This is a genomic window from Bradyrhizobium sp. WYCCWR 12699 (assembly GCF_032144035.1).
Classification (GTDB): Bacteria; Pseudomonadota; Alphaproteobacteria; order Rhizobiales; family Xanthobacteraceae; genus Bradyrhizobium.
Genome location: NZ_JAVTJN010000036.1, coordinates 1044354 through 1067650 on the forward strand (window position 1 = coordinate 1044354; position 23297 = coordinate 1067650).

24 protein-coding genes are annotated in these 23297 nt (G+C 65.3%); 16 read left to right on the forward strand and 8 right to left on the reverse strand.

Annotated features, from left to right (window positions below; all coding sequences use genetic code 11):
* Nucleotides 1-14 precede the first annotated feature (14 nt).
* The 5 genes from RPS27_RS29995 to RPS27_RS30015 all read left to right on the forward strand — a co-directional run bounded on the left by RPS27_RS29995 (nucleotide 15) and on the right by RPS27_RS30015 (nucleotide 5105).
* The gene (locus tag RPS27_RS29995; RefSeq protein WP_194403098.1) at nucleotides 15-932 is read left to right on the forward strand and encodes an ABC transporter permease subunit; all 918 of its coding nucleotides are present in this window, start codon (nucleotides 15-17) and stop codon (nucleotides 930-932) included.
* Between the two features lie 27 nt (nucleotides 933-959).
* Entirely contained in the window at nucleotides 960-2255 is a 1296-nt protein-coding gene (livM, locus tag RPS27_RS30000; RefSeq protein ID WP_313754845.1) for a high-affinity branched-chain amino acid ABC transporter permease LivM, read from the forward strand.
* The gene (locus RPS27_RS30005; protein ID WP_194403100.1) at nucleotides 2252-3085 is read left to right on the forward strand and encodes an ABC transporter ATP-binding protein; all 834 of its coding nucleotides are present in this window, start codon (nucleotides 2252-2254) and stop codon (nucleotides 3083-3085) included. The genes livM and RPS27_RS30005 overlap by 4 nt, the downstream gene beginning before the upstream one ends.
* Entirely contained in the window at nucleotides 3082-3825 is a 744-nt protein-coding gene (locus RPS27_RS30010) for an ABC transporter ATP-binding protein (protein WP_194403101.1), read from the forward strand. Before RPS27_RS30005 ends, RPS27_RS30010 begins: the two co-directional genes overlap by 4 nt.
* A 161-nt stretch (nucleotides 3826-3986) precedes the next feature.
* On the forward strand, nucleotides 3987-5105 hold the full coding sequence (locus RPS27_RS30015) for a branched-chain amino acid ABC transporter substrate-binding protein (protein ID WP_194403102.1): 1119 nt from the start codon (nucleotides 3987-3989) through the stop codon (nucleotides 5103-5105).
* Between the two features lie 81 nt (nucleotides 5106-5186).
* On the opposite strand, the gene RPS27_RS30020 is transcribed toward RPS27_RS30015, so the two are convergent.
* Nucleotides 5187-5573 (reverse strand): response regulator, encoded by a 387-nt coding sequence (locus RPS27_RS30020; protein ID WP_313754846.1) that lies wholly within the window; start codon nucleotides 5571-5573, stop codon nucleotides 5187-5189.
* A 236-nt stretch (nucleotides 5574-5809) separates the two neighbouring features.
* On the opposite strand from RPS27_RS30020, the gene RPS27_RS30025 reads away from it, so the two are divergent.
* From RPS27_RS30025 to RPS27_RS30035, 3 genes are read left to right on the forward strand one after another with little or no spacing between them, the layout of a single operon-like run.
* Complete coding sequence (locus RPS27_RS30025) at nucleotides 5810-8617, forward strand: PAS domain S-box protein (RefSeq protein WP_313754847.1); 2808 nt, start codon at nucleotides 5810-5812, stop codon at nucleotides 8615-8617.
* Between the two features lie 57 nt (nucleotides 8618-8674).
* Complete coding sequence (locus RPS27_RS30030) at nucleotides 8675-9670, forward strand: P1 family peptidase (protein WP_211418983.1); 996 nt, start codon at nucleotides 8675-8677, stop codon at nucleotides 9668-9670.
* A gap of 50 nt (nucleotides 9671-9720) precedes the next feature.
* A complete protein-coding gene (locus tag RPS27_RS30035) occupies nucleotides 9721-9933 on the forward strand; it encodes a KTSC domain-containing protein (protein ID WP_211418982.1) in 213 nt (70 codons plus the stop codon).
* A 14-nt stretch (nucleotides 9934-9947) separates the two neighbouring features.
* Here RPS27_RS30035 and RPS27_RS30040 read toward each other — a convergent pair whose 3' ends face one another.
* Nucleotides 9948-10745 carry an EF-hand domain-containing protein gene (locus tag RPS27_RS30040; RefSeq protein WP_313754848.1) on the reverse strand — a complete coding sequence of 266 codons (798 nt, stop codon included), beginning with the start codon at nucleotides 10743-10745 and terminating at the stop codon, nucleotides 9948-9950.
* Nucleotides 10746-10999: 254 nt separating this feature from the next.
* On the opposite strand from RPS27_RS30040, the gene rpe reads away from it, so the two are divergent.
* The 3 genes from rpe (at nucleotide 11000) to RPS27_RS30055 (ending at nucleotide 12412) form a co-directional block, all read left to right on the forward strand.
* Nucleotides 11000-11701: a ribulose-phosphate 3-epimerase gene (gene rpe, locus RPS27_RS30045; RefSeq protein WP_211418980.1), complete on the forward strand. Its 702-nt coding sequence runs from the start codon at nucleotides 11000-11002 to the stop codon at nucleotides 11699-11701.
* Nucleotides 11702-11866: 165 nt separating this feature from the next.
* On the forward strand, nucleotides 11867-12010 hold the full coding sequence (locus tag RPS27_RS30050) for a hypothetical protein (protein ID WP_313754849.1): 144 nt from the start codon (nucleotides 11867-11869) through the stop codon (nucleotides 12008-12010).
* A gap of 210 nt (nucleotides 12011-12220) precedes the next feature.
* On the forward strand, nucleotides 12221-12412 hold the full coding sequence (locus RPS27_RS30055) for a hypothetical protein (protein WP_194403111.1): 192 nt from the start codon (nucleotides 12221-12223) through the stop codon (nucleotides 12410-12412).
* Between the two features lie 21 nt (nucleotides 12413-12433).
* Here RPS27_RS30055 and RPS27_RS30060 read toward each other — a convergent pair whose 3' ends face one another.
* The 5 genes from RPS27_RS30060 to RPS27_RS30080 form a co-directional block, all read right to left on the reverse strand.
* A complete protein-coding gene (locus RPS27_RS30060; RefSeq protein WP_313754850.1) occupies nucleotides 12434-13873 on the reverse strand; it encodes a bifunctional serine/threonine-protein kinase/universal stress protein in 1440 nt (479 codons plus the stop codon).
* Between the two features lie 6 nt (nucleotides 13874-13879).
* Nucleotides 13880-14620 (reverse strand): metallophosphoesterase family protein, encoded by a 741-nt coding sequence (locus RPS27_RS30065; protein WP_313754851.1) that lies wholly within the window; start codon nucleotides 14618-14620, stop codon nucleotides 13880-13882.
* A 114-nt stretch (nucleotides 14621-14734) separates the two neighbouring features.
* On the reverse strand, nucleotides 14735-15340 hold the full coding sequence (locus RPS27_RS30070) for a hypothetical protein (protein ID WP_259213695.1): 606 nt from the start codon (nucleotides 15338-15340) through the stop codon (nucleotides 14735-14737).
* The gene (locus RPS27_RS30075; protein ID WP_259213697.1) at nucleotides 15333-16019 is read right to left on the reverse strand and encodes a hypothetical protein; all 687 of its coding nucleotides are present in this window, start codon (nucleotides 16017-16019) and stop codon (nucleotides 15333-15335) included. Before RPS27_RS30075 ends, RPS27_RS30070 begins: the two co-directional genes overlap by 8 nt.
* Nucleotides 16016-16786 carry a MotA/TolQ/ExbB proton channel family protein gene (locus tag RPS27_RS30080; protein ID WP_313754852.1) on the reverse strand — a complete coding sequence of 257 codons (771 nt, stop codon included), beginning with the start codon at nucleotides 16784-16786 and terminating at the stop codon, nucleotides 16016-16018. Before RPS27_RS30080 ends, RPS27_RS30075 begins: the two co-directional genes overlap by 4 nt.
* Nucleotides 16787-16985: 199 nt before the next feature.
* On the opposite strand from RPS27_RS30080, the gene RPS27_RS30085 reads away from it, so the two are divergent.
* The 3 genes from RPS27_RS30085 (at nucleotide 16986) to RPS27_RS30095 (ending at nucleotide 19423) form a co-directional block, all read left to right on the forward strand.
* Nucleotides 16986-18356 carry a sensor histidine kinase gene (locus RPS27_RS30085; protein WP_313754853.1) on the forward strand — a complete coding sequence of 457 codons (1371 nt, stop codon included), beginning with the start codon at nucleotides 16986-16988 and terminating at the stop codon, nucleotides 18354-18356.
* A gap of 7 nt (nucleotides 18357-18363) precedes the next feature.
* Nucleotides 18364-19014: a response regulator transcription factor gene (locus RPS27_RS30090; protein WP_313754854.1), complete on the forward strand. Its 651-nt coding sequence runs from the start codon at nucleotides 18364-18366 to the stop codon at nucleotides 19012-19014.
* A 112-nt stretch (nucleotides 19015-19126) separates the two neighbouring features.
* Nucleotides 19127-19423: a hypothetical protein gene (locus RPS27_RS30095; protein WP_313754855.1), complete on the forward strand. Its 297-nt coding sequence runs from the start codon at nucleotides 19127-19129 to the stop codon at nucleotides 19421-19423.
* Nucleotides 19424-19455: 32 nt separating this feature from the next.
* Here RPS27_RS30095 and RPS27_RS30100 read toward each other — a convergent pair whose 3' ends face one another.
* Nucleotides 19456-20043 carry a TetR family transcriptional regulator gene (locus RPS27_RS30100; protein ID WP_194403120.1) on the reverse strand — a complete coding sequence of 196 codons (588 nt, stop codon included), beginning with the start codon at nucleotides 20041-20043 and terminating at the stop codon, nucleotides 19456-19458.
* Between the two features lie 559 nt (nucleotides 20044-20602).
* Here RPS27_RS30100 and purB point away from each other — a divergent pair.
* Nucleotides 20603-21910 carry an adenylosuccinate lyase gene (gene purB / locus RPS27_RS30105; protein WP_194403121.1) on the forward strand — a complete coding sequence of 436 codons (1308 nt, stop codon included), beginning with the start codon at nucleotides 20603-20605 and terminating at the stop codon, nucleotides 21908-21910.
* 108 nt (nucleotides 21911-22018) lie between these two features.
* On the forward strand, nucleotides 22019-23191 hold the full coding sequence (locus RPS27_RS30110) for a M20 aminoacylase family protein (RefSeq protein WP_194403122.1): 1173 nt from the start codon (nucleotides 22019-22021) through the stop codon (nucleotides 23189-23191).
* Nucleotides 23192-23297: the final 106 nt, after the last annotated feature.

Genomic DNA, 23297 nt, shown 5'->3' on the forward strand with positions numbered 1-23297 from the left:
TGGTACGGCAGCCCATGGATTATTTCACCCAGCAGCTCATCAACGGTCTCGTCCTGGGCTCGATCTACGGCCTGATCGCCATCGGCTATACGATGGTCTATGGCATCGTCGGCATGATCAACTTCGCCCATGGCGACGTCTTCATGATCGGCGGCTTCATTGCCTTGATCACCTTCCTGATCCTGATCTCGCTCGGGTTGACCGCGATACCGCTGATCCTGCTCGTCGTGCTGCTCGTCTCGATGGCGATCACCGCGCTTTATGGCTGGACCATCGAGCGCATCGCCTACCGGCCGCTGCGCCATTCCTTTCGCCTCGCCCCGATGCTGTCGGCGATCGGAATGTCCTTCGTGCTGACCAATTATTCGCAAGTGGCGCAGGGCGCGCGCGTCAAGCCGATCCCGCCCTTCATCACCGGCGGCTACACCCTGCACGAGAGCACGGACGGCTTCGTGATCCAGCTCTCCAACATCCAGATCATGGTGGTCGTCACCACCATCGTGCTGCTGGCCCTCTTCACCTGGCTGGTGTCGCGCACCCGGCTCGGGCGCGACATGCGCGCCTGCGAGCAGGACCAGACCATGGCGGCGCTGCTCGGGGTCGACGTCGACCGCACCATCTCCATGACTTTCGTGATCGGTGCCGCGCTCGCCGCGGTCGCGGGCCTGATGTACCTGCTCTATTACGGCCTCGTCGATTTCTTCATGGGCTTCGTCGCGGGCATCAAGGCGTTCACCGCCGCCGTGCTCGGCGGCATCGGCTCGCTGCCCGGCGCCATGCTCGGCGGCCTTGCGATCGGCCTGATCGAGACGTTCTGGTCGGCCTATTTCTCGGTCGAATACAAGGACGTCGCGGCGTTCTCGATCCTGATCGTCGTGCTGATCTTCATGCCGACCGGCTTGCTCGGTCGTCCCGAAGTCGAAAAAGTCTGACGGTCGCGCGTGGCAGCTTCCTCACCCATGAAGGCCAAATCTGGCATCCCCGCCATCCTGAAGACGGCTTTGGTCAACGCGCTGGTCGCGCTGGTGCTGTTCTCGTTGATGGTCGGCATCCGCACCGAGGCGGGTACCTCCGGCCAGCTCACTTATTGGACGCGCTTCGGCGAGCTCGCGTCCCTCGTCGCTGCGGTGTTCGGCGGCTCGATCGTCATCGAGGTGCTGCGGCAATGGATCGGCCCGACCGGCGCCGAGAAACTGGTGCCACCGGCGGTCTCGAACGGCATGTCGTTCATCGGCCGCTACCTCGCTCCGGCGCTTTTGATCTTCACGCTGCTGGTGCCGGTGATCTTCTATAACCAGCGCTACATCCTCGACCTTGCGATCCTCGTGCTCACCTATGTCATGCTGGGCTGGGGGTTGAACGTCGTGGTCGGGCTCGCGGGCCTGCTCGATCTCGGCTACGTCGCCTTTTATGCGGTCGGCGCCTATTCCTACGGGCTGCTTGCGACCAATTTCGGCTGGTCGTTCTGGATCTGCCTGCCGCTCGCCGGCATCCTCGCGGCGTTCTGGGGCGTCCTGCTCGGCTTCCCCGTGCTGCGCCTGCGCGGCGACTATCTCGCCATCGTGACGCTCGCCTTTGGCGAGATCATCCGCCTCGTCATCATCAACTGGCAGGATCTCACCGGCGGCCCCAACGGCGTCTCCGGCATTCCCCGCCCCACCTTCTTCGGCATCCCGCTCGACAACAGCGATGACGGCCTCGCCGCCAAGCTCGGCATCGAATATTCGCCGACGCACCGCATCGTCTTCCTGTTCTATCTGATCCTGGCGCTTGCGCTGCTCACCAACTGGGCGACGATCCGCCTGCGCCGCCTGCCGATCGGGCGCGCCTGGGAAGCCTTGCGCGAGGACGAGGTCGCCTGCCGCGCGCTCGGCATCAACACCACGACCACCAAGCTCACGGCGTTCGCGACGGGTGCGATGTTCGGCGGCTTTGCCGGCGCGTTCTTCGCCACTCGCCAGGGCTTCATCAGCCCGGAATCCTTCACCTTCCAGGAATCGGCGCTGGTGCTCGCCATCGTCGTGCTCGGCGGCATGGGCTCGCAGCTCGGCGTCGCGCTGTCCGCGCTCGCCATGATCGGCGGCTTCGAGCTGTTCCGCAGCCTCGAAACCTATCGCATGCTGGTGTTCGGCATGGCCATGGTGCTGATCATGATCTGGCGGCCGCGTGGCCTGGTCGGCCATCGCGCCCCGACCGTCTATCTCACCAAGGCGCACGCGATCTCTTCCGACCTCGTCAAGGAAGGTCACGGATGAGCGACGACAAGATTCTCGACGTCGACCGGCTCACCATGCGCTTCGGCGGCATCGTCGCCGTGCAGGACCTGTCATTCTCGGCGGCGCGCAAGAAGATCACTGCCCTGATCGGACCGAACGGCGCCGGCAAGACCACCGTGTTCAACTGCATCACCGGCTTCTACAAGCCCAGCGGCGGCGCCATCCACCTCACCCATGACGACGGCAGGACGGTCGCGCTGGAGCGGCTGAATGATTTCCGCATTGCCAAGCAGGCCAAGGTCGCCCGCACCTTCCAGAACATCAGGCTGTTTCCCGGCATGACTGCGCTGGAAAATCTGATGGTGGCGCAGCATAACGCGCTGATGCGCGCCTCCGGATTCACTCTCCTCGGTCTCCTCGGCGTTCCTACTTACCGTGACGCCGAAAAACGCGCCATCGACCTCGCCATCGACTGGCTCAAGAGGGTCAACCTGCTCGACCGTGCCGACGATGCCGCCGGCAATTTCGCCTATGGCGACCAGCGCCGGCTCGAGATCGCGCGCGCCATGTGCACCGAGCCCGCGCTTCTGTGCCTGGACGAGCCAGCCGCCGGCCTCAACGCGCGCGAGAGCGCGGCCTTGAGCGAGCTCCTGCTCTCGATCCGCGATGAACTCGGCACCTCGATCCTCCTGATCGAGCACGATATGTCGGTCGTGATGGAGATCTCCGACCACATCGTGGTGATGGACCATGGCGTCAAGATCGCGGAAGGCACGCCGCGCGAGATTCGCGACGATCCCAAGGTGATCGCCGCCTATCTCGGCGCCGACGAGGAAGAGGCGGCTGCTGTGATGGAGGGCGGCTCGTGACGCCGGCACCCTCTCCTCTGCTCGTGATCCGCGGCTTGCGCGCCGCCTACGGCAAGATCGAGGCGCTGAAGGGCGTCGACGTCGAGATCAATGCCGGCGAGATCGTGGCCCTGATCGGCGCCAACGGCGCCGGCAAGTCGACGCTGATGATGACGATCTTCGGCAAGCCGCGCGCCCGCGCCGGCCAGATCCTGTATGAAGGCCGCGACATCACCGACGTCCCCACGCACGCGATCGCGCATTTGCGCATCGCCCAATCCCCGGAGGGCCGCCGCATCTTCCCGCGCATGAGCGTGGCGGAAAACCTCCAGATGGGGGCGGACGCCACCGAATGCACCGAGACCGAACGCGAGGCCACGCTCCAGCGTGTCTTCACGCTGTTTCCGCGGCTGAAGGAACGCTACGCCCAGCGCGGCGGAACCCTGTCCGGCGGCGAGCAGCAGATGCTGGCGATCGGCCGCGCCTTGATGAGCCGTCCTCGCCTGCTGCTGCTCGACGAGCCCTCGCTGGGCCTCGCGCCGCTGATCGCGCGCCAGATCTTCGATGCGATCCGTACCCTGAACCGCCAGGACGGCCTCACCGTCCTGATCGTCGAGCAGAACGCCAACCATGCCCTCAAGCTCGCCCATCGCGGCTATGTCATGGTCAATGGCCTGATCACGCTGGCCGGCACCGGCGCCGAATTGTTGCAGCGCCCCGAGATTCGCGCCGCCTATCTGGAGGGCGGCCGGCACGGCTGACCGAACCACAAGCCAGCCGGCGTGCGGCCGAATGCGGCGAGATATCTACGCCAATGCCCGTATTTTGCCGGTGACTTCTCCTGAGATTCATTCAAGAATGGCGCCGGTTTGAACCGGGCATGCCCGGCAACGTCCACAGGCGACCACCCGCGAGGTATCTCATGAAATCACTGAAGCTCATCGGTCTGGCATTCGGCGTGTCGATCGCGCTGTCGAGCGCGGCATTCGCGCAGGATGTCACCGTCGCAGTCGCAGGCCCGATGACCGGCGGCGAGTCCGCCTTCGGCCGCCAGATGAAGAACGGCGCCGAAATGGCCGTGGCCGATATCAATGCCGCCGGCGGCGTCAACGGCAAGAAGCTCGCGCTGTCCGTCGAAGACGACGCGTGCGACCCGAAGCAGGCGCGCTCGATCGCCGAAAAGATCGCCGGCGCCAAGATGCCCTTCGTCGCCGGGCACTATTGCTCCTCGTCGTCGATCCCCGCCTCGGAGGCCTATGCGGACGGCAACGTCCTGCAGATCACCCCCGCCTCGACCAACCCGCTCTTCACCGAGCGCAAGCTGTGGAACGTGGCACGCGTCTGCGGCCGAGACGACCAGCAAGGCCTGATCGCGGCGCAGTACATCGCCAAGAACTACAAGGGCAAGAACATCGCGATCCTCAACGACAAGACCACCTACGGCAAGGGTCTTGCCGACGAGACCAAGAAGGCGCTCAACAAGGCGGGCGTCACCGAGAAGATGTACGAGTCCTACAACAAGGGCGACAAGGACTTCAACGCGATCGTCTCGCGCCTGAAGCGCGACAACATCGACCTCGTCTATGTCGGGGGTTACCACCAGGAGAGCGGCCTGATCCTGCGTCAGATGCGCGACCAGGGCCTCAAGACCGTGCTGATGGCCGGCGACGCGCTCGCCGACAAGGAGTACGCCTCGATCACCGGCCCCGCCGGCGAAGGCACCCTGTTCACCTTCGGCCCCGATCCGCGCAACAAGCCGACCGCCAAGAAGATCGTCGACGCCTTCAAGGCCAAGAACATCGATCCGGAGGGCTACACCCTCTACACCTATGCGGCGATGCAGGTCTGGTCGCAGGCGGCCAAGAAGGCCGGCACCACCGACGCCAAGAAGGTCATGGAGGCGATGAAGGCCGGCAAGTGGGACACCGTGATCGGCCCGATCGAGTATGACGCCAAGGGCGACATCAAGCAGATCGACTACGTCGTCTACAAATGGGACGCCAAGGGCGGCTACTCCGAGATCAAGGGCAACGGCACCTGAGCGCGGCTCCGGGACTCAAATCCCGCCATGCGATCATCGTCACGCCCCGGCTTGCCCCGGGGCGTTTTCTTTGTGGCAGGATCAAACGGCCGCGGGCAGCTCGCCGGCGGCCGCGGCCTGGGCCTTGCGAAGCGCCTGCAGGAGGTCGTTCGGACGAAACGGCTTCTGCAGGCAAATCACGCTGGCCAGGTGGGGCGACTGCTCCATGAAATCCAGCGCCGTCATTCCGGACACGGCAACGACGGGAAGCCCCGGTGCGCGCTCGCGCAGGGTCGCAATGACGTCGACACCGCTGATATCGCCGAGGAAAATATCGACGATCACCGCGTCAAAGCGGCCTTCTGCGAAGGTTTTCAGCCCGGCCGCACCGCTTCCGGCCTCGGCAACCTCGTAATGGTTGACCCGAAGCACGATCGCGACCATCGCGCGGACGTCCTTCTGGTCGTCGATGATGAGAACGCGAGGCATGGGAACAACTCCCGCAGATCGATCAAATGATATGATTCAAACCTGGAACCCGGCACCGTGGCAGGGCATTATGACACCACCCAGTAAAGCGCATCTTACCTGGTCCCCATTCCGCGTTCCCCCTCAAATTAAGTAAGCTGTAACCTTCGGTTGAGTCGTCGCGGTATCAGTTCACGACACGCGCCCGGAACGGGCTACCGTAGGAGGTCAGGACTGCCGATCTTGGAACTGCGGAGATGCTCAAAACGGGTCTGCACGAGATGAACGCGCCTGCGATCGACCGAAGCACATTTCTTTCGACTCTGCCGGCCGCGTCGACCGACCGGACCGCGGCTTTGTGGATCGTCGGCATCTCCTCGATCCTGTTCGCATTGGCCGTTCCGTTCGCAGGTATCCCGCTGCCGCCGGTCCCGGCCTTTGTCGCGAGCTATCAATCGGCGCTGGCCGTCAGCGACATCATCACGGCCGTGCTGCTGCTGTCGCAGTTTTCGGTGGTGCGGACCCGCGCCCTGCTGTGGCTGTCGACCGGCTACCTGTTCACCGCCGCGGCAGCGCTGGTCCATGCCCTCACCTTCCCCGGCCTGTTCACGCCGACCGGGCTGTTTGGCGCGGGCAGCCAGACCACGGTCTGGCTCTATATGATCTGGCACGGCGTCTTCCCGTTGTTCGTGCTGGGCTATGCCTGGCTGAAGGAACAGGACGGCGGCCCCAGGATCCAGGGCCCGACCAGCACCGCGATCTACGCGACCGTGCTCGGCGTCGTCGCGACCATGGGCGCCTTCGCCTGGATCGTCACCGCCCAGCACGATTTGTTGCCGGTTCTGCTCCGCGACGGCCGTTACACACCGACCATGATCGGCGTCGTCTCCTTCGTGTGGTCGCTGAGCTTCGCCGCGCTCGTATCGCTCTGGTTCCGCCGCCCGCATTCGGTGATCGACGTCTGGCTCATGGTCGTGATGTGCGCATGGCTGTTCGACATCGCGCTGTCCGCGATCGTCAACGTCGCGCGCTTCGATCTCGGTTTCTACGCCGGCCGCCTCTATGGCCTCTGCGCGTCGAGCTTCGTGCTCGCGGTGCTGCTGATCGAGAACGTCCGCCTTCAGGTGCACACCGTCGGCCTCGTCGGCAGGCTGCGCCAGCAATCGGCGTCGGAACGCGACTATTACGGCAAGCGCCTCGCCCTGTACGGCGCCGTCGTCGAATCCTCCAACGATGCCATCATCACGAAGACGCTCGACGGCATCATCACCGGCTGGAATAAGGCCGCCGAGCATCTGTTCGGCTATTCCGCCGCGGAGGCCGTCGGCAGGTCGATCGACATCATCGTGCCGCCGGACCGAAAAGGCGAAGTCAGGAGCATCCTCAACCAGATCGCCGGCAATGAATCGATCGCCCAGCACGAGACGGTGCGGATTCGAAAGGATGGCCGCGCGCTCGACGTCGTCCTGAACGTATCACCCTTGAGATCGGACAACGGAGAGATCATCGGGGCCTCCAAGATCGCCCATGACATCACGGAGGAGAAACAGGCGCGCGAGAAGCTGCGCCGCGAGACCGAGGAGCGCCAGCGCATCTTCGAGACGTCGCAGGACCTGATCCTGGTCACCGATGGTTTCGGCAATTTCATCCAGGTCAGCCCGAGCGTGAAGGACATTCTCGGCTTCAGCCCGGACGACATGATCGGGCACAGCGCGACCGAGTTCATCCACCCTGACGACCTCGAGAGGACGCGCGACGAGATGCGGGCGGCACGGCGCGGCGCGGTCAAGCGCAGCTTCGAGGCGCGCTACTATCATTACGACGGTCACGAGGTCACGCTGAACTGGATGGGCACCTGGTCCGAGCCGGTGAAGCGCCATTTCTTCATCGGCCGGGACCTCACGGAGAAGCAGGCCGCCGAAGCCCAGTTCCGGCAGGTCCAGAAGATGGACTCCATCGGCCAGCTGACCGGCGGCGTCGCGCACGACTTCAACAACGTGCTGACCGTCATCACCGGCACGATCGGCATCCTGGCCGACGCGGTTGCCGACCGCCCAGAGCTGGCTGCAATCACCAAGCTGATCGATGACGCCGCCGAGCGCGGCGCCCAGCTAACCAAGCATCTGCTGGCCTTCGCCCGCAAGCAGCCGCTCCAGCCCCGCGAGATCGACGTCAACGCGCTGGCGCTCGAAGCCGCCAAGCTGCTGCATCCGACGCTGGGCGAGCAGATCACGATCATGCCGCAGCTCACCGAGGACGCCTGGCCGACGCTGGTCGATCCCGGCCAGCTATCCACCGCGATCCTCAATCTCGCATTGAACGCGCGTGACGCCATGCCCGAGGGCGGCACCTTGGTGCTGGAGACCCGCAACATCTTTCTCGACGACGGCTATGCCAGCATGAATCCCGACGTCGTCGCCGGCAGTTACGTGATGATTGCCGTCAGCGACACCGGCAGCGGGATTCCGCCGGACCTGATCGACCGGGTGTTCGACCCGTTCTTCACCACCAAGGAGGTCGGCAAGGGCACCGGTCTCGGCTTGAGCATGGTGTTCGGTTTCGTCAAGCAGTCGGGCGGCCACATCAAGATCTACAGCGAGGTAGGCCACGGCACGAGCGTGAAGATCTACCTGCCGCGCTCGACCGGGGTGCAGGAGACCGAGTTCGAGGCGCAGCAGAACGCGCCCATCACCGGCGGCAACGAGAAGATCCTGATCGTCGAGGACGACGCCCTGGTGCGGCAATATGTGGTGACCCAGGTCAAGAGCCTCGGCTATACCGCGCTCGAGGCCGCTAACGGCGCGGAGGCCCTGACCATCATCGACAGCGACAAGACCATCGACCTGCTCTTCACCGACATCATCATGCCCGGCAACATGAACGGCCGTCAGCTCGCCGACGAGGCCGCTCGCCGCCGTCCCGACCTGAAGACGTTGTTCACCTCGGGCTACACCGAGAATGCCATCGTCCATCACGGCCGGCTCGATTCCGGCGTGCTGCTGCTGGCAAAGCCCTACCGCAAGTCCGAACTCGCCAAGATGCTCAGGACCGCGCTGGCGAGTTGAGCCTGCGGCGTCCCTGCGCTATCGCAAGGCGAACTCCTTTCAGCGCGCGAGGCCACCTTGAAGGATCTGCTCACCGACATTGCCGGGGTCCGCGTCGGCCATGCCGAGGATGCCAAAGTCGCCACCGGCACGACCGCAATCATCTTCGACCAGCCCGCGGTCGCGGCGATCGACGTGCGCGGCGGCGGTCCCGGCACGCGCGAGGATGCGCTGCTCGATCTCGCCAACACCGTCGAGCGCGTCGACGCGATCGCCCTGTCCGGCGGCTCGGCCTTCGGTCTCGATGCCGGCGGCGGCATCCAGGCATGGCTCGCCGAGCAGGGGCGCGGCCATCGGGTTCGCGAGGCGCTGATTCCGATCGTGCCGGGGGCCATCCTGTTCGACCTGCTCAACGGCGGCGACAAGGCCTGGGGACGCTTCTCGCCCTATCGCGACCTTGGCTACGCCGCCGCGGCCGCTGCCAGCACCGACTTCCCGCTCGGCAGCGTCGGCGCCGGCTTGGGGGCCACCACCGCGACGTTCAAGGGCGGGCTCGGCTCGGCGTCGGCGGCGACACCTGACGGCGTGAAGGTCGCGGCGATCGTCGCCGTCAACGCGGTGGGCAGCGTGACCGTCGGCAACGGGCCGTGGTTCTGGGCGGCACCGTTCGAGGTCGGCAGCGAGTTCGGCGGGCGCGGCCTGCCCGACAAATTCACCGACGACATGCTCCGGATGCGCATCAAGGGCGGTCCCGCGGCGAGCGCGCGCGAAAACACCACCATCGGCGCCGTCGTCACCGACGCGGTGCTGACCAAACCCCAGGCCAAGCGTCTGGCGATGATCGCGCACACCGGCTTTGCCCGCGCCATCTATCCGGTGCACGCACCGACCGATGGCGACGTGCTGTTTGCGGCGGCGACCGGCGAGAAGCCGATCGAACCGCTGGTCGGCCTCACCGAGCTCGGTACGGTCGCCGCCAACGTGGTCGCGCGCGCGATCGCCCGCGCCGTGTACAGCGCGACGGCGCTGCCGTTCCCGGGGGCACAGCCGGCGTGGAAGGACAGATTCGGTTAGAAACGAAACGGCCGAGACGGCATTACCCTGGCGGCCTCAGGTGTACCGCCATGCCGTCATCCGTAATCCGCTTCGTTCGCTATGCCCCCGACACGCGGGAGCTGAAAGTGACCTTCGTCAGCGGACGCTCCTATGTCTACGAGGACGTTCCACCCGAGGTCGCCGCAGCGTTCCGGGACGCGCGCTCAAAGGGCGCGTTCTTCAACCACGAAATCCGTGACCGCTATGCCTATCGTGACATCACGCGCGAATATGCCGGCTGATCCCGGATGGCGGCTCACACGCTCATCGACATCGACGAACCGGCAGCCGCCGACGCGCCCTGCCCCTGGCCGCCTTGCTGCTGCATCAACTGCGCGAACAGATCGTAAGCCGAATTGCGCGGGCTGGAGGCGCCCGGCACCGTCGTCGACATCTTGAAGCCGTCGGCATAGGTGACGGTCGTCGTGGTCGAGCCGTCGGCAGCGGTCGTCGTCGTGGAGGTCGATCCGCCCTTGGAATTCGACGAGGAATCCGATCCATCGCCCGAGCCGTCGGCACCTTGCGCGTGATGGTGGCCGTGGTGGCCGCTCTTCAGCGCCTTCGACATCTCGTCCAGGCTCACGCTGCCGTCCGCGTTCGAGTCCAGCTTGGAGAATACGTCGTCGGCTTGCGCGAGGTTGGTTCCGCCGGCGCCCAGCGCGTCCTCGAACTCGGACTTGGTGATGTTGCCGTCGCCGTCCCCGTCGATCCGGGAGAACAGGTGCTTGAGCGCGGCCTCGCGGCTCGTTGACGTCGAGGACGTGGAGGTCGACGAGGTCGAGCTGTCTGTGCTGGTGGTGTCCGAGGACTGGCTTTGCGCGGCGAACAACGCGTTCATCGTCTCCGGCGCGATCTGCGGATATTTGCCCGAGTTGACCGACGAGGTCGCGCCGCTGGTCGTGTTGCTGCTGCCGCTGTCGATCGCGAAGGGATTGGTTGCACCCTGCGCTGACCCCGTCTTGTGCGTCGAGGCGGACGATTTCGAGTTCGTCAGCGTCTGAATCGCATCGAGTGCGCTCGACACGGCACCGACGGCACCAAGGGCAAACAACATTGCACAACTCCAACCGATGCGGCACGCCGCGGCCAATGTTCTGCAGGTGACGTCAGCAAGCGTCGTGCCAGCGTAAAAAGCTCAATGATATCCGCGACCGTTGCGCTTTGGACGGCCTGGGATCACCGGCAATTCGTGCCGGCCGCGGCAGATTTTTCCGCCCACAGGAAGCACGTCTCCCCTGCATTGCCCGCCATGGAGGCCCATGTTAGGCGAGGCCATCTTTCACGCCCCCGCCTCCGGGAAACCGCGCCATGACCCAAGCCTTCGCCCCCCGCCCCCTGGCAATCGCACCCTCGATTCTGGCTTCGGATTTCTCCAGGCTCGGCGAGGAGGTGCGCGCCGTGGATGCCGCCGGCGCCGACTGGATCCATCTCGACGTGATGGACGGCCATTTCGTTCCGAACATTTCCTACGGCCCCGACATCATCAAGGCGATGCGCCCCCACACCAAGAAGGTGTTCGACGCGCATCTGATGATCTCGCCCTGCGACCCCTATCTCGAGGCCTTTGCGAAGGCCGGCTGCGACCACATCACCGTGCACGCGGAGGCTGGTCCCCATTTGCACCGTTCGCTGCAGGCCATCCGCGCGCTCGGCAAGAAGGCCGGCGTCTCGCTCAATCCGGGCACGCCGGTCAGCGCGCTCGAATACGTCCTCGATCTCGTCGATCTCGTGCTGGTGATGTCGGTCAATCCCGGCTTCGGCGGTCAGGCCTTCATTCCCTCCGCGATCGGAAAGATTCGCGACATCCGCGCGATGACGGCGGGACGACCGATCGACATCGAGGTCGACGGCGGCGTCGGCCCCGATGTCGCCGGCGCGCTCGCCGCGGCCGGCGCCAACGCCTTCGTCGCCGGCACATCCGTATTCCGGGGCGGCACGCAGGAGGCCTACAGGACCAACATCGCCGCGATCCGCAACGCGGCGCTCGGGGCCCGCGGCGAAGCGATTTGAGCCGGATCAAACGGCGCACGCGGACGAGGCGAAATCCCGCGGCTTTTACGGGTGCTGCAGCGCCCAATATCTAAAATTGCAATGGTGATCCGTACTCATCCGGACTTCACTGATTCGCGCAAATCACCGCAAGTGAGTCCTGCCTGCTTTTGACGGGAGGACATCATGACGACGACCCTGGTTTGGACTGGCGTAGCGTCGTGGTTGGCGTTCAATGCAGCGATTGCGGCTCGTAGCCTCTACGTGATGCGACCGGTGAAGGCCGAGGCTTCTGCCCGCATCATTCACCTTCACCGTCGCCGGGTCTGAGCGCCATGCAGATCGCACTCGTGAAGCGTCAGCCGAAACGCAGGTGCCGGATCCCGCGGCGCCCACATCCGGGCCTCGATTATTTCTTCGGCCGCCTCGAGAGCACCGATAGCAGGCTGGACGACGACGCCGCGCTCGACACGACGGACCCCGATCATTCGTTTGCCTCGCAGCACCGACACTGAGACTTTCCTTTTTTCGGACCACTCCATGAAACCGCACTGCCCGAACTGCCTGAAGGAAATGACCAAGGCATCCGCGTCGCGTAACCTGTTCAATTGCGAGCCCTGCCGCGAGATCATCCAGTATTTCGGCGGCAGCCCGGATCACGGCGAGCCCGGCCCGCAATTCTCCTGGCCGATCCGCCGCAAGCGCGTCGCTCATTCCGCCCACGCGGCCTGACCGCCCTTCAAGCCGGCGGGCCTATCCCGGCCCTTCGCCGGCGTCGGTCTCACTGATATCCCCTGCCATCCGCGGCGGCCGCACCACCGTGACGGTGCAGGCCGCTTCCGAGGCCACCTTGGCCGAGACGCTGCCGAGCAGCGTGCGGCGGAACGAGCCCTGCCGCGCGCCGATGATGACGTGGTCGACGTGGTTGACCTCGGCGAACTCCAGGATCGCCGCAGCGGGATCAACCGCCTCCAGCACATGAGCCGACAGCCGGCTCTCATCCAATTTGAGCGGCGTCGCCCAATGCCGCAGCGCGACCAGACGGTCGATATGCTTGTTGGACCCCTGCTCGTCCAGGGTACGGTCGATCGCGATCCGGTTCAGCTTGAGCACGTTGACGCAAGCGAGGCGCGCTGACGGCAAGGTGGCGAGGATGCGCTCGGTGGTCACGCGCAGCGCCTCGTTGAGCTCCGGCGCGCCTTCCACCGTGTCGAGCGCGACAGCGAGGATCGGGCTCGATGCGATTTGCGCTGCGACATCCGATTTCGCGCGCGGCGCCATGACGCCCAGATTGAAGCGGCGACGCCAGGCGACGCTGAGCGGGTCGCGCTTGACCCGCTCCGCACGCGTTGTGAGCTTGACCTGATCGGGATGGGCGAGATCGAAGGCGAGCTGGGACGCCGTCGGATAGCGCCACACCGGCTCGATCTCGAGACACCGCAGCACCACCTCCTGCAGCCAGGGCGGATAGTCGGCGCGCAAGCTTCGCGGCGGATGCGGATCGCGCCACAGCCGGCGCCGCATCGCGCGCAGCGTCTCGCCCTCGCCGAACGGCCGTTCGCCGGTGGTGAAGAAATAGAGCAGCACGCCGAGCGAAAACAGATCGCTGCGCGGATCGTCGCGCACCCCGGACAGCCGCTCGGGCGCCATGTAGGGCGCGGTGCCGTAAGGCAGGCGGAACTCCTCCTGCAACAGATCCGGCAAGTGATTGTGATGCGACAGGCCGTAGTCGATCAGCACCGCCTCGCCGCTCTCGCGGAACATGATGCTGCTCGGCTTGATGTCGTGATGGATCACGTTCTGGCGGTGCAGATCGGCCAGCGCGGTTGCGATCCTGGCGACGAGCTGCCGCGCCTCGTCATAAGGCAGCGGGAGCTCAGGCAACCGCTTGTAGAGCGTCGTGCCGCCGATGCGCTCGATCACGACATAGGCCTGGTGCGCGAAATCGCCGGTGCCGAAGCAGGTCGGGACGTGCGGACCCGCGAGCCGCGGCAGGATCATCATCTCCATCTCGAAGGAGACGATCGCGGCGGGGTCCTCGCCCTCCGAGACCCGCGGGATCTTCATCAGCAGCGGCACGTCGATGCCAGGATGGGTGACGGTCCACAGCGTCGCCATCCCGCCGGCATGAACGCATTCACCGATGGTGTAGCCATCGATCACCGCGCCTGTTGTGACCAGTGATTTCGGCATCGGCCTCTAGCGCCCCTGCGACAGCCGGTCGGCGAGCCAGTGCGGCAGACCGTTGTCGCGAATTCTGCTCGCCGCGGTCGCGATGTCGTAGGGCGCGCGGCAATAGGTGATCTGGCAGGACTCGGTGTCGAACAAGACGAAGGCCGCCGACGGATCGCTGTCGCGGGGCTGGCCGACCGAGCCGAGCACGGCGAGCCATTGCCGTCCGCGCAGAAGCTGCACCGGGACGTCGGTCTTCGGCACGAAGCTCGTCATCTTCGCCGTCACCGACATCGAATAGAGCGCGGGGCGATGGATATGGCCGCAGAACGTGACATGCGCGGGTGTCGCGATCAGGCTCTTGGCGGCGTCCACTGTGGAGCGGACATAGTGCCAGCGCTGCGGGTGAGAGGCTTCCGAATGCACGAACAGACGGTCGCTGTCCTCGACCAGCATCGGCAACTCGCTCAGAAATCGGCGCTGCGCTGCGCCAAGCCGGCCGCGGGTCCATTCGATTGCCACCTGCGCCTCGGCATTCATAGTCTCCGCCGAGGAGTTGACCGCCTGGTCGTGATTGCCGCGCACCGCGATAGCACCTTGGGCCACGAGCTCCATCGCGGTGTCCACCACCCATTCGGGATCGGCGCCATAACCGACGAAATCGCCGAGCAGGACGAACCGCTCCGCGCCCTTCGCACGCGCGACCTTCAGGCAGGCCTCGAAGGCCTGCCTGTTGCCGTGGATATCCGAGAAGACAGCAAGAAGCACGCACCCTCCACCCTTCAATTCTTATTGAAGCCCGATACGGCCAAATTGAGGGAGGTCAAGACATGCGCCAGCGCCGCGCCGATTACCAGCCCCCCGCGGACGATCGCGAAGAGCCTATTGCTCGTCCTTCGGGGGCATTCGGGGCGGCGGCAGCGGGGTGAACACGGCGCCTTGTGCGCCGGCCGGCGGGGCGATGAACTCGCCGGTCGAGGAATCGCCGCCGGTGGTCTCCATGATCGTCTTGGGCGTCACATATTCGCGGACCATGTCGAGGAGGCTGCCATCGCCGCCGCCGAAATCTGCGGCGCGACCACCTTGCGGATGTCCCAGGGCGATTTCGTTTTCCGCGGCATGGGTCTTGTCGGCGAGCCCATCGTTGTAGGGCACGCGGAAGGCCCTCGGGATACCGCTCGGACGATTGTCCTCGTCGAGCTGCTCGACCCACAGATAGATCGAGCCGGGATCGCCCTGAAGCGAATGCGGCTCGACGATGCGGGACTTCAGCAGCTTGAAGGTCGTCGGCAGCCGGTCGGTACTGGCCCAGCCGAGCAGGCCGCGCATCTCGGTGAAGCTGACGACGTAGAAGGCGCTGGTCACGACCACCGCGACCGCCTTGAACGACCAGTGCAGCCGCGCATAGACCAGCACGACCAGCAGCAGCGCGCCGATCACGGCGTAGGCGACCGACAGCGTGAGGATGACCGTTTGCAGATCAGTCACGGCGTATCCTCTTGGCGTTGCTGCTCACACCCGTCCTCGGGTCGAGATCGGCCCCGTTGCGCCAGCTGCTGCGGAACGTCTCGAGCAGCGATTTCGGCCGCTGACTCACATCGACGACCTTGCCCTCCGTGTCGAGCCGGAATCGCACCGCGGTCTTCTCGTCGCCGGTGTGGTCGAGCGTGAACTTGTTGTCGAACACGACCTGCGCTGTCGGATTGAGTTTCTGCACCTTCACATTCGCCGTCACGGGCTCGCCGGTGGTGGCGACGAAATGCGAGACGTTGACGGTGTATTCACCGGGGATCATGCCGCGCAGCGTCACGATCTCCTCGCGGATCGGCGAGGCGATCTTCTTGCCGGCGACCATGATGAAGTCGTTGGCCCCGCCGCGGTCGTCGCGGTCGAGCGTGAGGAAACCGGCCTCGCGGTGGCGGTACCAGGCGATGTTGCCGGCGGGATCCTGCACGAACAGATCGAGATCGTCGGGGTGATTGTCCGGCCAGTCCAGCGTGATGATGAACTCCGCCTTGGAGTCGATCTTGCCGTCCTTGGCGTCCGGAGAGACCGCGAGCAGCGCCAGGAAGAACAGAAACGCGATCACCTGGAGCGCCTTGAACAGCATCACGCCCAGCGGATCGAACGGCTCCTCGCGCGGATAGAGACCGAAATCATCCATCATGACGGGGATCCGGCGCCTTTGCGCTCGAGCACCGGCGTCACATAGGTCTCGGTCAGCACCACCGCGTCGGAGAACACCTTCTGGGTCGCGGCATCCAGCATGTAATACTGGATGCGGACCAGGATCGAGCCGACGAGACCGGCAAGCGTCGTGTACATTGCGACCGCCATGCCGTCGCTCATTAGTCCCATCGAGGAGCGCATCGCGACCTTGTCGGCGGCATCCAGCCCCGCGATCGGCGCCAGCATGATGATGAAACCGACGATGGTGCCGAGCAGGCCGAGCTTCATCAGCGTGTCCGAAACGAAGGCGCCGAATCCGTTGGAGCCGCGCAGGCGATCGGCGAGCGTTCGCAGCAGCAGCGTCTGATCCACCGGGCGATAATCCTGCGCGGCGGCCTTGGTCACCAGGCTTTCGATGTGATCCCGCACCAGCCCGCGCGGCAGCGCCGTCGCACGCGCATCGAGGACCTTGCCGCCATCAGGCGCCGCGAGCGCCGCACGGCAGCGCCGCGCCGCCGCGCCTTCCCGCGCGATCGCCCGCGTGCGCAGGAAGCAGTGGCCGCAGGTCAGGATATAGAGCACCGCGATGACGCTCGAAATGTAGGTGCGGTCCGAGGTCAGCATCAGGTGGATCAGGCCGAACCGCCACAGCAGCACGACGGCGAAGATCGAAAGCCCGGTGAAAATCATCCAGAACAGGAGCGCGCTGCGCTCGGATGGGTCGGTCGTGACAGGCGCGATCGGTCCAATCGTCATCGAACTCATGCTGCACCGCTCCTCGGCCGCAACGATCGGCCCATCAAGATTTCCACCCGATTAGATCAAAGCCGCCGTCTCAGGTCCAAAGACCCATGCCCAATCCGGCTTGGGAAATTTGCCCGAACTGCGATCGTGCAGAACCCTGCGATTGGCAAGGCGCGGCGGCGTTGTTAGGCTGACCTTATCAAACGTTGAGGGTGATCGCATGCGCCTCGTGCTTCAGCTCGTCGCCCGTCTGCTGCTCATCGTGGCGCTTTGCCTCGGAGCCGCGACCGTATGGGCCACAATCGACGCCTATCGCAGCGTTGACCGGGCGACCGCGGCCTCCGCGCAGCGGGTCGCGCAGGCCCTTCAGGCCTTGTACTGGCATGAGTTCTTGTTGCGCAGCAGCAGAACGCGCGAGCAGCTTCTGCCAGTTCCGGAATGGCGCACATTGGAGACGATGAAGCTGATTTCGCCGGGCGTCTGCGTCGAGTTCCAGCCGGCCATCGCATTCGAAAAGCCGCTTTGCGGCCAGAGCGAGGGACTCGGCAAGACCCCGCCGCACTGGTTCGCATCGATCGTGCCGTTCTTCCTCGGCAGCCACGCCGAGGTGGTTCGGCCGGTCAGTCCCCGCGCCGCTTCGGCCGGCACCGTGGTCGCGACGCCGGACGCAGCGGCCGCGATCTCGCTCGCCTGGGAATACATCCTCAACGTGATCGATGTCGCGCTGTTGATGGCCGCGGCGATCGCGCTGCTGGCATCGCTGGCGATCGCACATGCGCTGGCCCCGGCGCGCGCGATCGTGACCGCCTTGCAGCGCATGGCGCGCGGCCAATATCGCACCAGGCTGCCGCGTTTCCGCTCGATGGAGCTGGCGATGATCGGCAACGCCGTCGGCGAGCTCGGCACCCGCCTGGAGGAAGCCACCGAGCAGCGCGCGTCGCTGACGCGGCGCCTGATCGAGATCCGCGACGATGAGCGCCGCGCCCTCGCCCGCGAGCTGCACGACGAGTTCGGGCAAAATCTCTCCGCTATCCTCGCCTTCGCCAACACGATCGAGACGGCCAGTGCGAAAGGAAACACCGACAGCGGCATCGCACAGGATGCGCGCATGATCTCGCAAGCCACCCATCATTTGATGGCCTCGCTCCGCGATGCGCTGAAGCGCCTGCGCAATCCCCTGCCCGAGGAGCTCGGGCTCGAGGCGAGCCTCGTCAATCTCGTCGACAGCTGGCGCTCGCAGAGCGCGGCGCGGCCAACCATCCAGCTCGATCTCAGGGGCGACCTGACGAACGTGCGGGGAGCAGCCGCCACCACGGCCTATCGCGTGGCCCAGGAATGCCTGACCAACGCGTTGCGCCACAGCGCGGCGCGCGAGATCACCTTGCGCATCGAGCGTCGGGCCGGCGACGACAACGCGCTGCTGATCCGCGTCGAGGACGATGGCGGTGGCGATGCGGAACGCGTCGCCCAATCGGCCGGCTTCGGCCTCACCGGCATCCGCGAGCGCGTCACGGCGGCCGGGGGAACGCTCTCGATCCTGCCGGCCCGCGGCGGCCTCAGCGTTGCCGCCACCATCCCGCTCGCTGCGTGAGGCCGGCATGAGCGAGGTGGCAGCAACAGGCATCTCCGTGCTGCTCGTCGACGACCATCCGATCGTCCGGCAGGGCTACCGGCGCGTGCTGGAGAGCCAGGACGACCTCCACGTCGTGGCGGAAGCCGACAATGCCGCGGACGCCTATGGCGCGTTCAAGGCGCACGACCCCGACGTCGTCGTGCTCGACATCTCGATGCCGGGCGCGAGCGGGCTGGAGGCGATCCGCAACATCCGCGCGCGCAGCCCGCGGGCGCGGATCCTGGTCTTCACCATGCACAACGAGGCCGTGCTGGTGAAAGCCGCCTTCGGCGCCGGCGCCAGCGGCTTCGTCACCAAGAGCAGCGAGCCGTCCTCGGTGGTCGGCGCCATCCGCAGCGTGGCGCGCGGCGAACGCGCCATGAGCGACGATATCGCGCATATCCTCGCTGAAGACAGCCTGTCGTCGGGTTCGGTGCTGGATCAGCTGGGCGAACGCGAGATCGAGATCTTGCGCCAGTTCGCAGGCGGCGCCACCACCGAGCAGATCGCGACGCATCTCAATCTCAGTGTAAAGACGGTGCAGAACTATCACTACCTGATCAAGACCAAGACCGGCGCACGCACCGATGCGCAGCTGGTGCGGCTCGCCGCGACGTGCGGGCTGACGAGGATTTAGCAGCAGGACTGCCGCAATCCTTCGAATGGCGTGAAATTTCTCAATCTGCCGGGCTGATTGGAACAGAGCCTATTCCGTTCCGGTTAGCAGTAGAGTGAAGGAGTTAAAGGTCATGAGTAAGGGTCATCACAAAGCAGTCGCCCCTCCCTCGATCATCACGGTGGGCGAGCTCATCGACGAGCTCTGCCGCCTGCCGGATACCGCTGTCGTCCATTTCCGCTGCCCCATGCTCGGTCAGGAGCTGGCATTCGAGCGCCTCCGAAAGCGATCAAAGGACGACGTCGAGATCGCCATCAATGCCTATCCGGAGAGCCCGCCGGTCGTACCGTCATCCGACGGCGCTTTCAGCCCGCGAACGTCTTCGCCGTCGCTTCGCACCGGCGCACTTCTTCACAAGGCGAGAGGTTGATCGGCCGCAGCGTAACGATCAGCAGCAGCGGTCTAACAGACTTTCAATCCGCGCAGCACCAGCGCCAGGGTCGCATCGACGCGCGCGGAGAGATCGGCGTCCTTCCACTCGTCGGCATGGGCCGGATGATGGAAACGGACGGTCGCATCGAAGATCGCACGCGCTGTGGTCTTCGTGTCGGCCACGTCAAACACGCCCTGCTTCACGCCGTCGGTCAGGATCGCCGCGATCTGGTCGATCATGGTGTCCTTGTGACACTTCACGGCCGCGCAGGCCTCGCGCGCCAGCGTCAGATAGGTCTCGAACATCTCGGGGTCGTCGAGCACGCGCGAACGCTTGGCGGCGAACAGCGTGCGCAGCCAGCGGTCGAGCCTCGCCGGCGCCGGGCCCTGCTCCCCGGCGATCTGGCGCAACGGCGCGTCGATGCGGTCCAGCCAGCGTTTGGCAACGGCCTCGCGCAGCGAGGCCTTGCTCGGGAAATGGCGATAGACGCTGCCGTGGCTTACATCGAGCGCACGGGCCACGTCGACCACGGTGGCCTTGGCAAGTCCAAAGCGCCTGAGCACGTCCTCGGTCACTTCGAGGATCCGCTCCGGCGTCAAGACAACAGCTTCATTCATGCCAGCACCATGTTCCCGTTCAGGGCTCAGTTACCCGGCAGTAGGGCTGCTTCCGAAGCGCCCTGGCCGGTCGTCTCGGAAAGCCTATGCCTTAATGAGGCAGTTTTGCAGCCTGCGCCGCGATCTGGCGCGCCACCAGCAAATTGAGCCAATGCCCAATCACGCCGGTCAAATTGAGGATTTCGGTCGTCATCGTCTTAAGTCTCCATTCGTCCGCGGTCCCGTTCTTCAATTTGCCCTCCGATCCGCTTTGGATGTCGGGCTTTCCGGGCTTGTCGCGGGACGCCCAATCGGAGCGTCCGAGAACGGATATACATGTCTCGCTGACAGATTTCAATATCTGTCAGTCAATGATCCGTGATTGACAGCAGATTTTTGACCACCGGCGGGCCAGCTCGGCCCCCAGCGGTGGATTAGCCCTCCCCAAACCCGTTCCGGGGGTCGGATCGTTTGTTTCGCCCTCCCTGCTCTGTTAAATCACGGCGTAAAAAACATTCCGGCCGGACCTGCCCCTCGGACCATTCCTTGGGCCGCCCGCCCACCTTCCTGGAGCCGCCCCATGATCCCCCGCTATACCCGTCCCGAAATGGCCTCGATCTGGGAGCCGCAGACCCGGTTCAAGATCTGGTTCGAGATCGAGGCGCACGCGGCGGACGCCCTCGCCGAACTCGGGACCATCCCCAAGGAGGCCGCCAAGACGGTCTGGGCCAAGGCCAAGAACGCCACTTTCGACGTCGCCCGCATCGACGAGATCGAGCGCGAGACCAAGCACGACGTCATCGCCTTCCTCACCCACCTCGCCGAGATCGTCGGCCCCGAGGCGCGCTTCGTCCACCAGGGCATGACGTCCTCGGACGTGCTCGACACCTGCCTCAACGTCCAGCTCACTCGCGCCGCCGACCTCTTGCTCGCCGACCTCGACAAGGTGCTGGCCGCGCTGAAGAAGCGCGCCTTCGAGCACAAGATGACGCCGACCATCGGCCGCAGCCACGGCATCCACGCCGAGCCGGTGACGTTCGGCCTCAAGCTCGCTTATGCCTATGCCGAGTTCACGCGCGCCAAGGAGCGCCTGATCGCGGCGCGCAAGGAGGTCGCGACCTGCGCCATCTCGGGCGCGGTCGGCACCTTCGCGCAGATCGATCCGCGCGTCGAAGAGCACGTCGCGAAAGCCATGGGCCTCGTCCCCGAGCCGATCTCGACCCAGGTGATCCCGCGCGACCGCCACGCGATGTACTTCTCGACGCTCGGCGTGATCGCCTCTTCCGTCGAGCGCATCGCGGTGGAGATCCGCCACATGCAGCGCACCGAGGTGCTGGAGGCCGAAGAGTTCTTCTCCGAGGGGCAGAAGGGTTCGTCCGCGATGCCGCACAAGCGCAACCCGGTGCTGTCGGAGAATCTCACCGGCCTGTCGCGCATGGTGCGGGCCTATGTGACGCCGGCGCTGGAGAACGTCGTGCTCTGGCACGAGCGCGACATCTCGCACTCCTCGGCCGAGCGCATGATGGGCCCCGATGCGACCGTGACGCTCGACTTCGCGCTGGTGCGCCTCGCCGGCCTGATCGAGAAGCTGCTGGTGTACCCCGCCAACATGCAGAAGAACCTCGACCGTCTCGGCGGCCTCGTCCATTCGCAGCGCGTGCTGCTGGCGCTGACGCAGAAGGGCGCAAGCCGCGAGGATTCCTACAAGCTCGTGCAGCGCAATGCGATGCCGGTCTGGCGCGGCGAAGGCGACTTCCTCCAGCTCCTGAAGAAGGACGCGGAGGTGAAGAAATATCTCACCGACGCCGAGATCGAGGAGCAGTTCGACCTCGGCTATCACCTCAAGCACGTCGACACGATCTTCAAGCGCGTGTTCGGGGAAAGCTGACAACTTCGCGTAGGGCGGATGAGCGCAGCGTAATCCGCCTTCCGTCCCAGCATCGCGGCGGGTTACGCTACGCTGACCCGCCCTACGAACAAGAAACGGATCCCCCCAATGCCCATCGTCAACCGCGTTGCCGCCCTCTCAGACGAAATGGCCGCCTGGCGCCATGACTTCCACGAGAACCCGGAGCTGCTCTACGAGGTCCATCGCACCGCCGGCATCGTCGCCGACAAGCTGCGCGAGTTTGGCTGCGACGAGGTGGTGACGGGTATCGGCCGCACCGGCGTGGTCGGCGTGGTCCGCGGCCGAAAGTCCGCTTCCGGAAAGACCATCGGCCTGCGCGCCGACATGGACGCACTGCCGATCCTGGAAACCTCGGGCGTCGCCTACGCCTCAAAGGTCCCCGGCAAGATGCATGCCTGCGGCCATGACGGCCACACCGCGATGCTGCTCGGCGCCGCAAAGTACCTGACCGAGACGCGCAATTTCGACGGCACCGCGGTCCTGATCTTCCAGCCCGCCGAGGAAGGCGGTGGCGGCGGCAAGGCCATGGTCGAGGACGGGCTGATGACGCGCTGGAACATCCAGGAGGTCTACGGCATGCACAACATGCCGAACCTGCCGGAAGGGCATTTCGCCACCACACCCGGCGCGATGCTCGCCTCCTCCGACAACATCCAGATCACGGTGCACGGCAAGGGCGGCCACGCCGGCGCGGGTCCGCACAAATCCGTCGACAGCGTGCTGATCGGCTCGCAGATCGTCAATGCGCTGCAATCGATCGTGGCGCGCAACGTCGATCCGCTGAAGTCGGCGGTCATCTCGATCACGCAATTCCACTCCGGCACGGCCTTCAACATCATCCCAGAGATCGCCGAGCTCGGCGGCACCGTGCGCACGCTCGATCCCGAGGTGCGCGATCTCGTCGAGCGCCGTATCGGCGAAGTCGCCGACAGCGTCGCGCGCGCCTATGGCGGGTCGGCCGAGACCAAATACACGCGGATGTATCCCGTGACGATGAACCATGCCCGCGAGGCCGGCCTTGCCGCCGACGTCGCCCGCGACATCGTCGGCGCCGATCGCGTCAACGACAAGTTCATCCCCATGATGGGCGCGGAGGACTTCTCGTTCATGCTGGAGGCGCGCCCCGGCGCCATGGTGCTGGTCGGCATGGGTGACGGCAACGAGTGCCACCATCCGTCTTATGTCTTCAACGACAACATTCTGGGCCACGGCGCGTCATTCTGGGCGCGTCTGGTCGAGACGCGAATGCCGGCGGGCTGAGGCCGCCCGTACGCTGCTGTAGCTCGGGTGAGCAAAAGCGACACCCGGGACAGTAGCTTCCCCGGATATCGCTCCGCTCATCCGGGCTACAATCCAACGCAAGCAC

What these genes read in the sequence shown, in the direction of transcription:
- RPS27_RS29995 (WP_194403098.1), top strand. Translation starts at nt 15, where the DNA reads ATGGATTATTTCACCCAGCAGCTCATCAACGGTCTCGTCCTGGGCTCG.
- livM (WP_313754845.1), top strand. Translation starts at nt 960, where the DNA reads ATGAAGGCCAAATCTGGCATCCCCGCCATCCTGAAGACGGCTTTGGTC.
- RPS27_RS30005 (WP_194403100.1), top strand. Translation starts at nt 2,252, where the DNA reads ATGAGCGACGACAAGATTCTCGACGTCGACCGGCTCACCATGCGCTTC.
- RPS27_RS30015 (WP_194403102.1), top strand. Translation starts at nt 3,987, where the DNA reads ATGAAATCACTGAAGCTCATCGGTCTGGCATTCGGCGTGTCGATCGCG.
- RPS27_RS30020 (WP_313754846.1), bottom strand. Translation starts at nt 5,573, where the DNA reads ATGCCTCGCGTTCTCATCATCGACGACCAGAAGGACGTCCGCGCGATG.
- RPS27_RS30025 (WP_313754847.1), top strand. Translation starts at nt 5,810, where the DNA reads ATGCTCAAAACGGGTCTGCACGAGATGAACGCGCCTGCGATCGACCGA.
- RPS27_RS30035 (WP_211418982.1), top strand. Translation starts at nt 9,721, where the DNA reads ATGCCGTCATCCGTAATCCGCTTCGTTCGCTATGCCCCCGACACGCGG.
- RPS27_RS30040 (WP_313754848.1), bottom strand. Translation starts at nt 10,745, where the DNA reads ATGTTGTTTGCCCTTGGTGCCGTCGGTGCCGTGTCGAGCGCACTCGAT.
- rpe (WP_211418980.1), top strand. Translation starts at nt 11,000, where the DNA reads ATGACCCAAGCCTTCGCCCCCCGCCCCCTGGCAATCGCACCCTCGATT.
- RPS27_RS30050 (WP_313754849.1), top strand. Translation starts at nt 11,867, where the DNA reads ATGACGACGACCCTGGTTTGGACTGGCGTAGCGTCGTGGTTGGCGTTC.
- RPS27_RS30055 (WP_194403111.1), top strand. Translation starts at nt 12,221, where the DNA reads ATGAAACCGCACTGCCCGAACTGCCTGAAGGAAATGACCAAGGCATCC.
- RPS27_RS30060 (WP_313754850.1), bottom strand. Translation starts at nt 13,873, where the DNA reads ATGCCGAAATCACTGGTCACAACAGGCGCGGTGATCGATGGCTACACC.
- RPS27_RS30075 (WP_259213697.1), bottom strand. Translation starts at nt 16,019, where the DNA reads ATGATGGATGATTTCGGTCTCTATCCGCGCGAGGAGCCGTTCGATCCG.
- RPS27_RS30080 (WP_313754852.1), bottom strand. Translation starts at nt 16,786, where the DNA reads ATGAGTTCGATGACGATTGGACCGATCGCGCCTGTCACGACCGACCCA.
- RPS27_RS30085 (WP_313754853.1), top strand. Translation starts at nt 16,986, where the DNA reads ATGCGCCTCGTGCTTCAGCTCGTCGCCCGTCTGCTGCTCATCGTGGCG.
- RPS27_RS30090 (WP_313754854.1), top strand. Translation starts at nt 18,364, where the DNA reads ATGAGCGAGGTGGCAGCAACAGGCATCTCCGTGCTGCTCGTCGACGAC.
- RPS27_RS30095 (WP_313754855.1), top strand. Translation starts at nt 19,127, where the DNA reads ATGAGTAAGGGTCATCACAAAGCAGTCGCCCCTCCCTCGATCATCACG.
- RPS27_RS30100 (WP_194403120.1), bottom strand. Translation starts at nt 20,043, where the DNA reads ATGAATGAAGCTGTTGTCTTGACGCCGGAGCGGATCCTCGAAGTGACC.
- purB (WP_194403121.1), top strand. Translation starts at nt 20,603, where the DNA reads ATGATCCCCCGCTATACCCGTCCCGAAATGGCCTCGATCTGGGAGCCG.
- RPS27_RS30110 (WP_194403122.1), top strand. Translation starts at nt 22,019, where the DNA reads ATGCCCATCGTCAACCGCGTTGCCGCCCTCTCAGACGAAATGGCCGCC.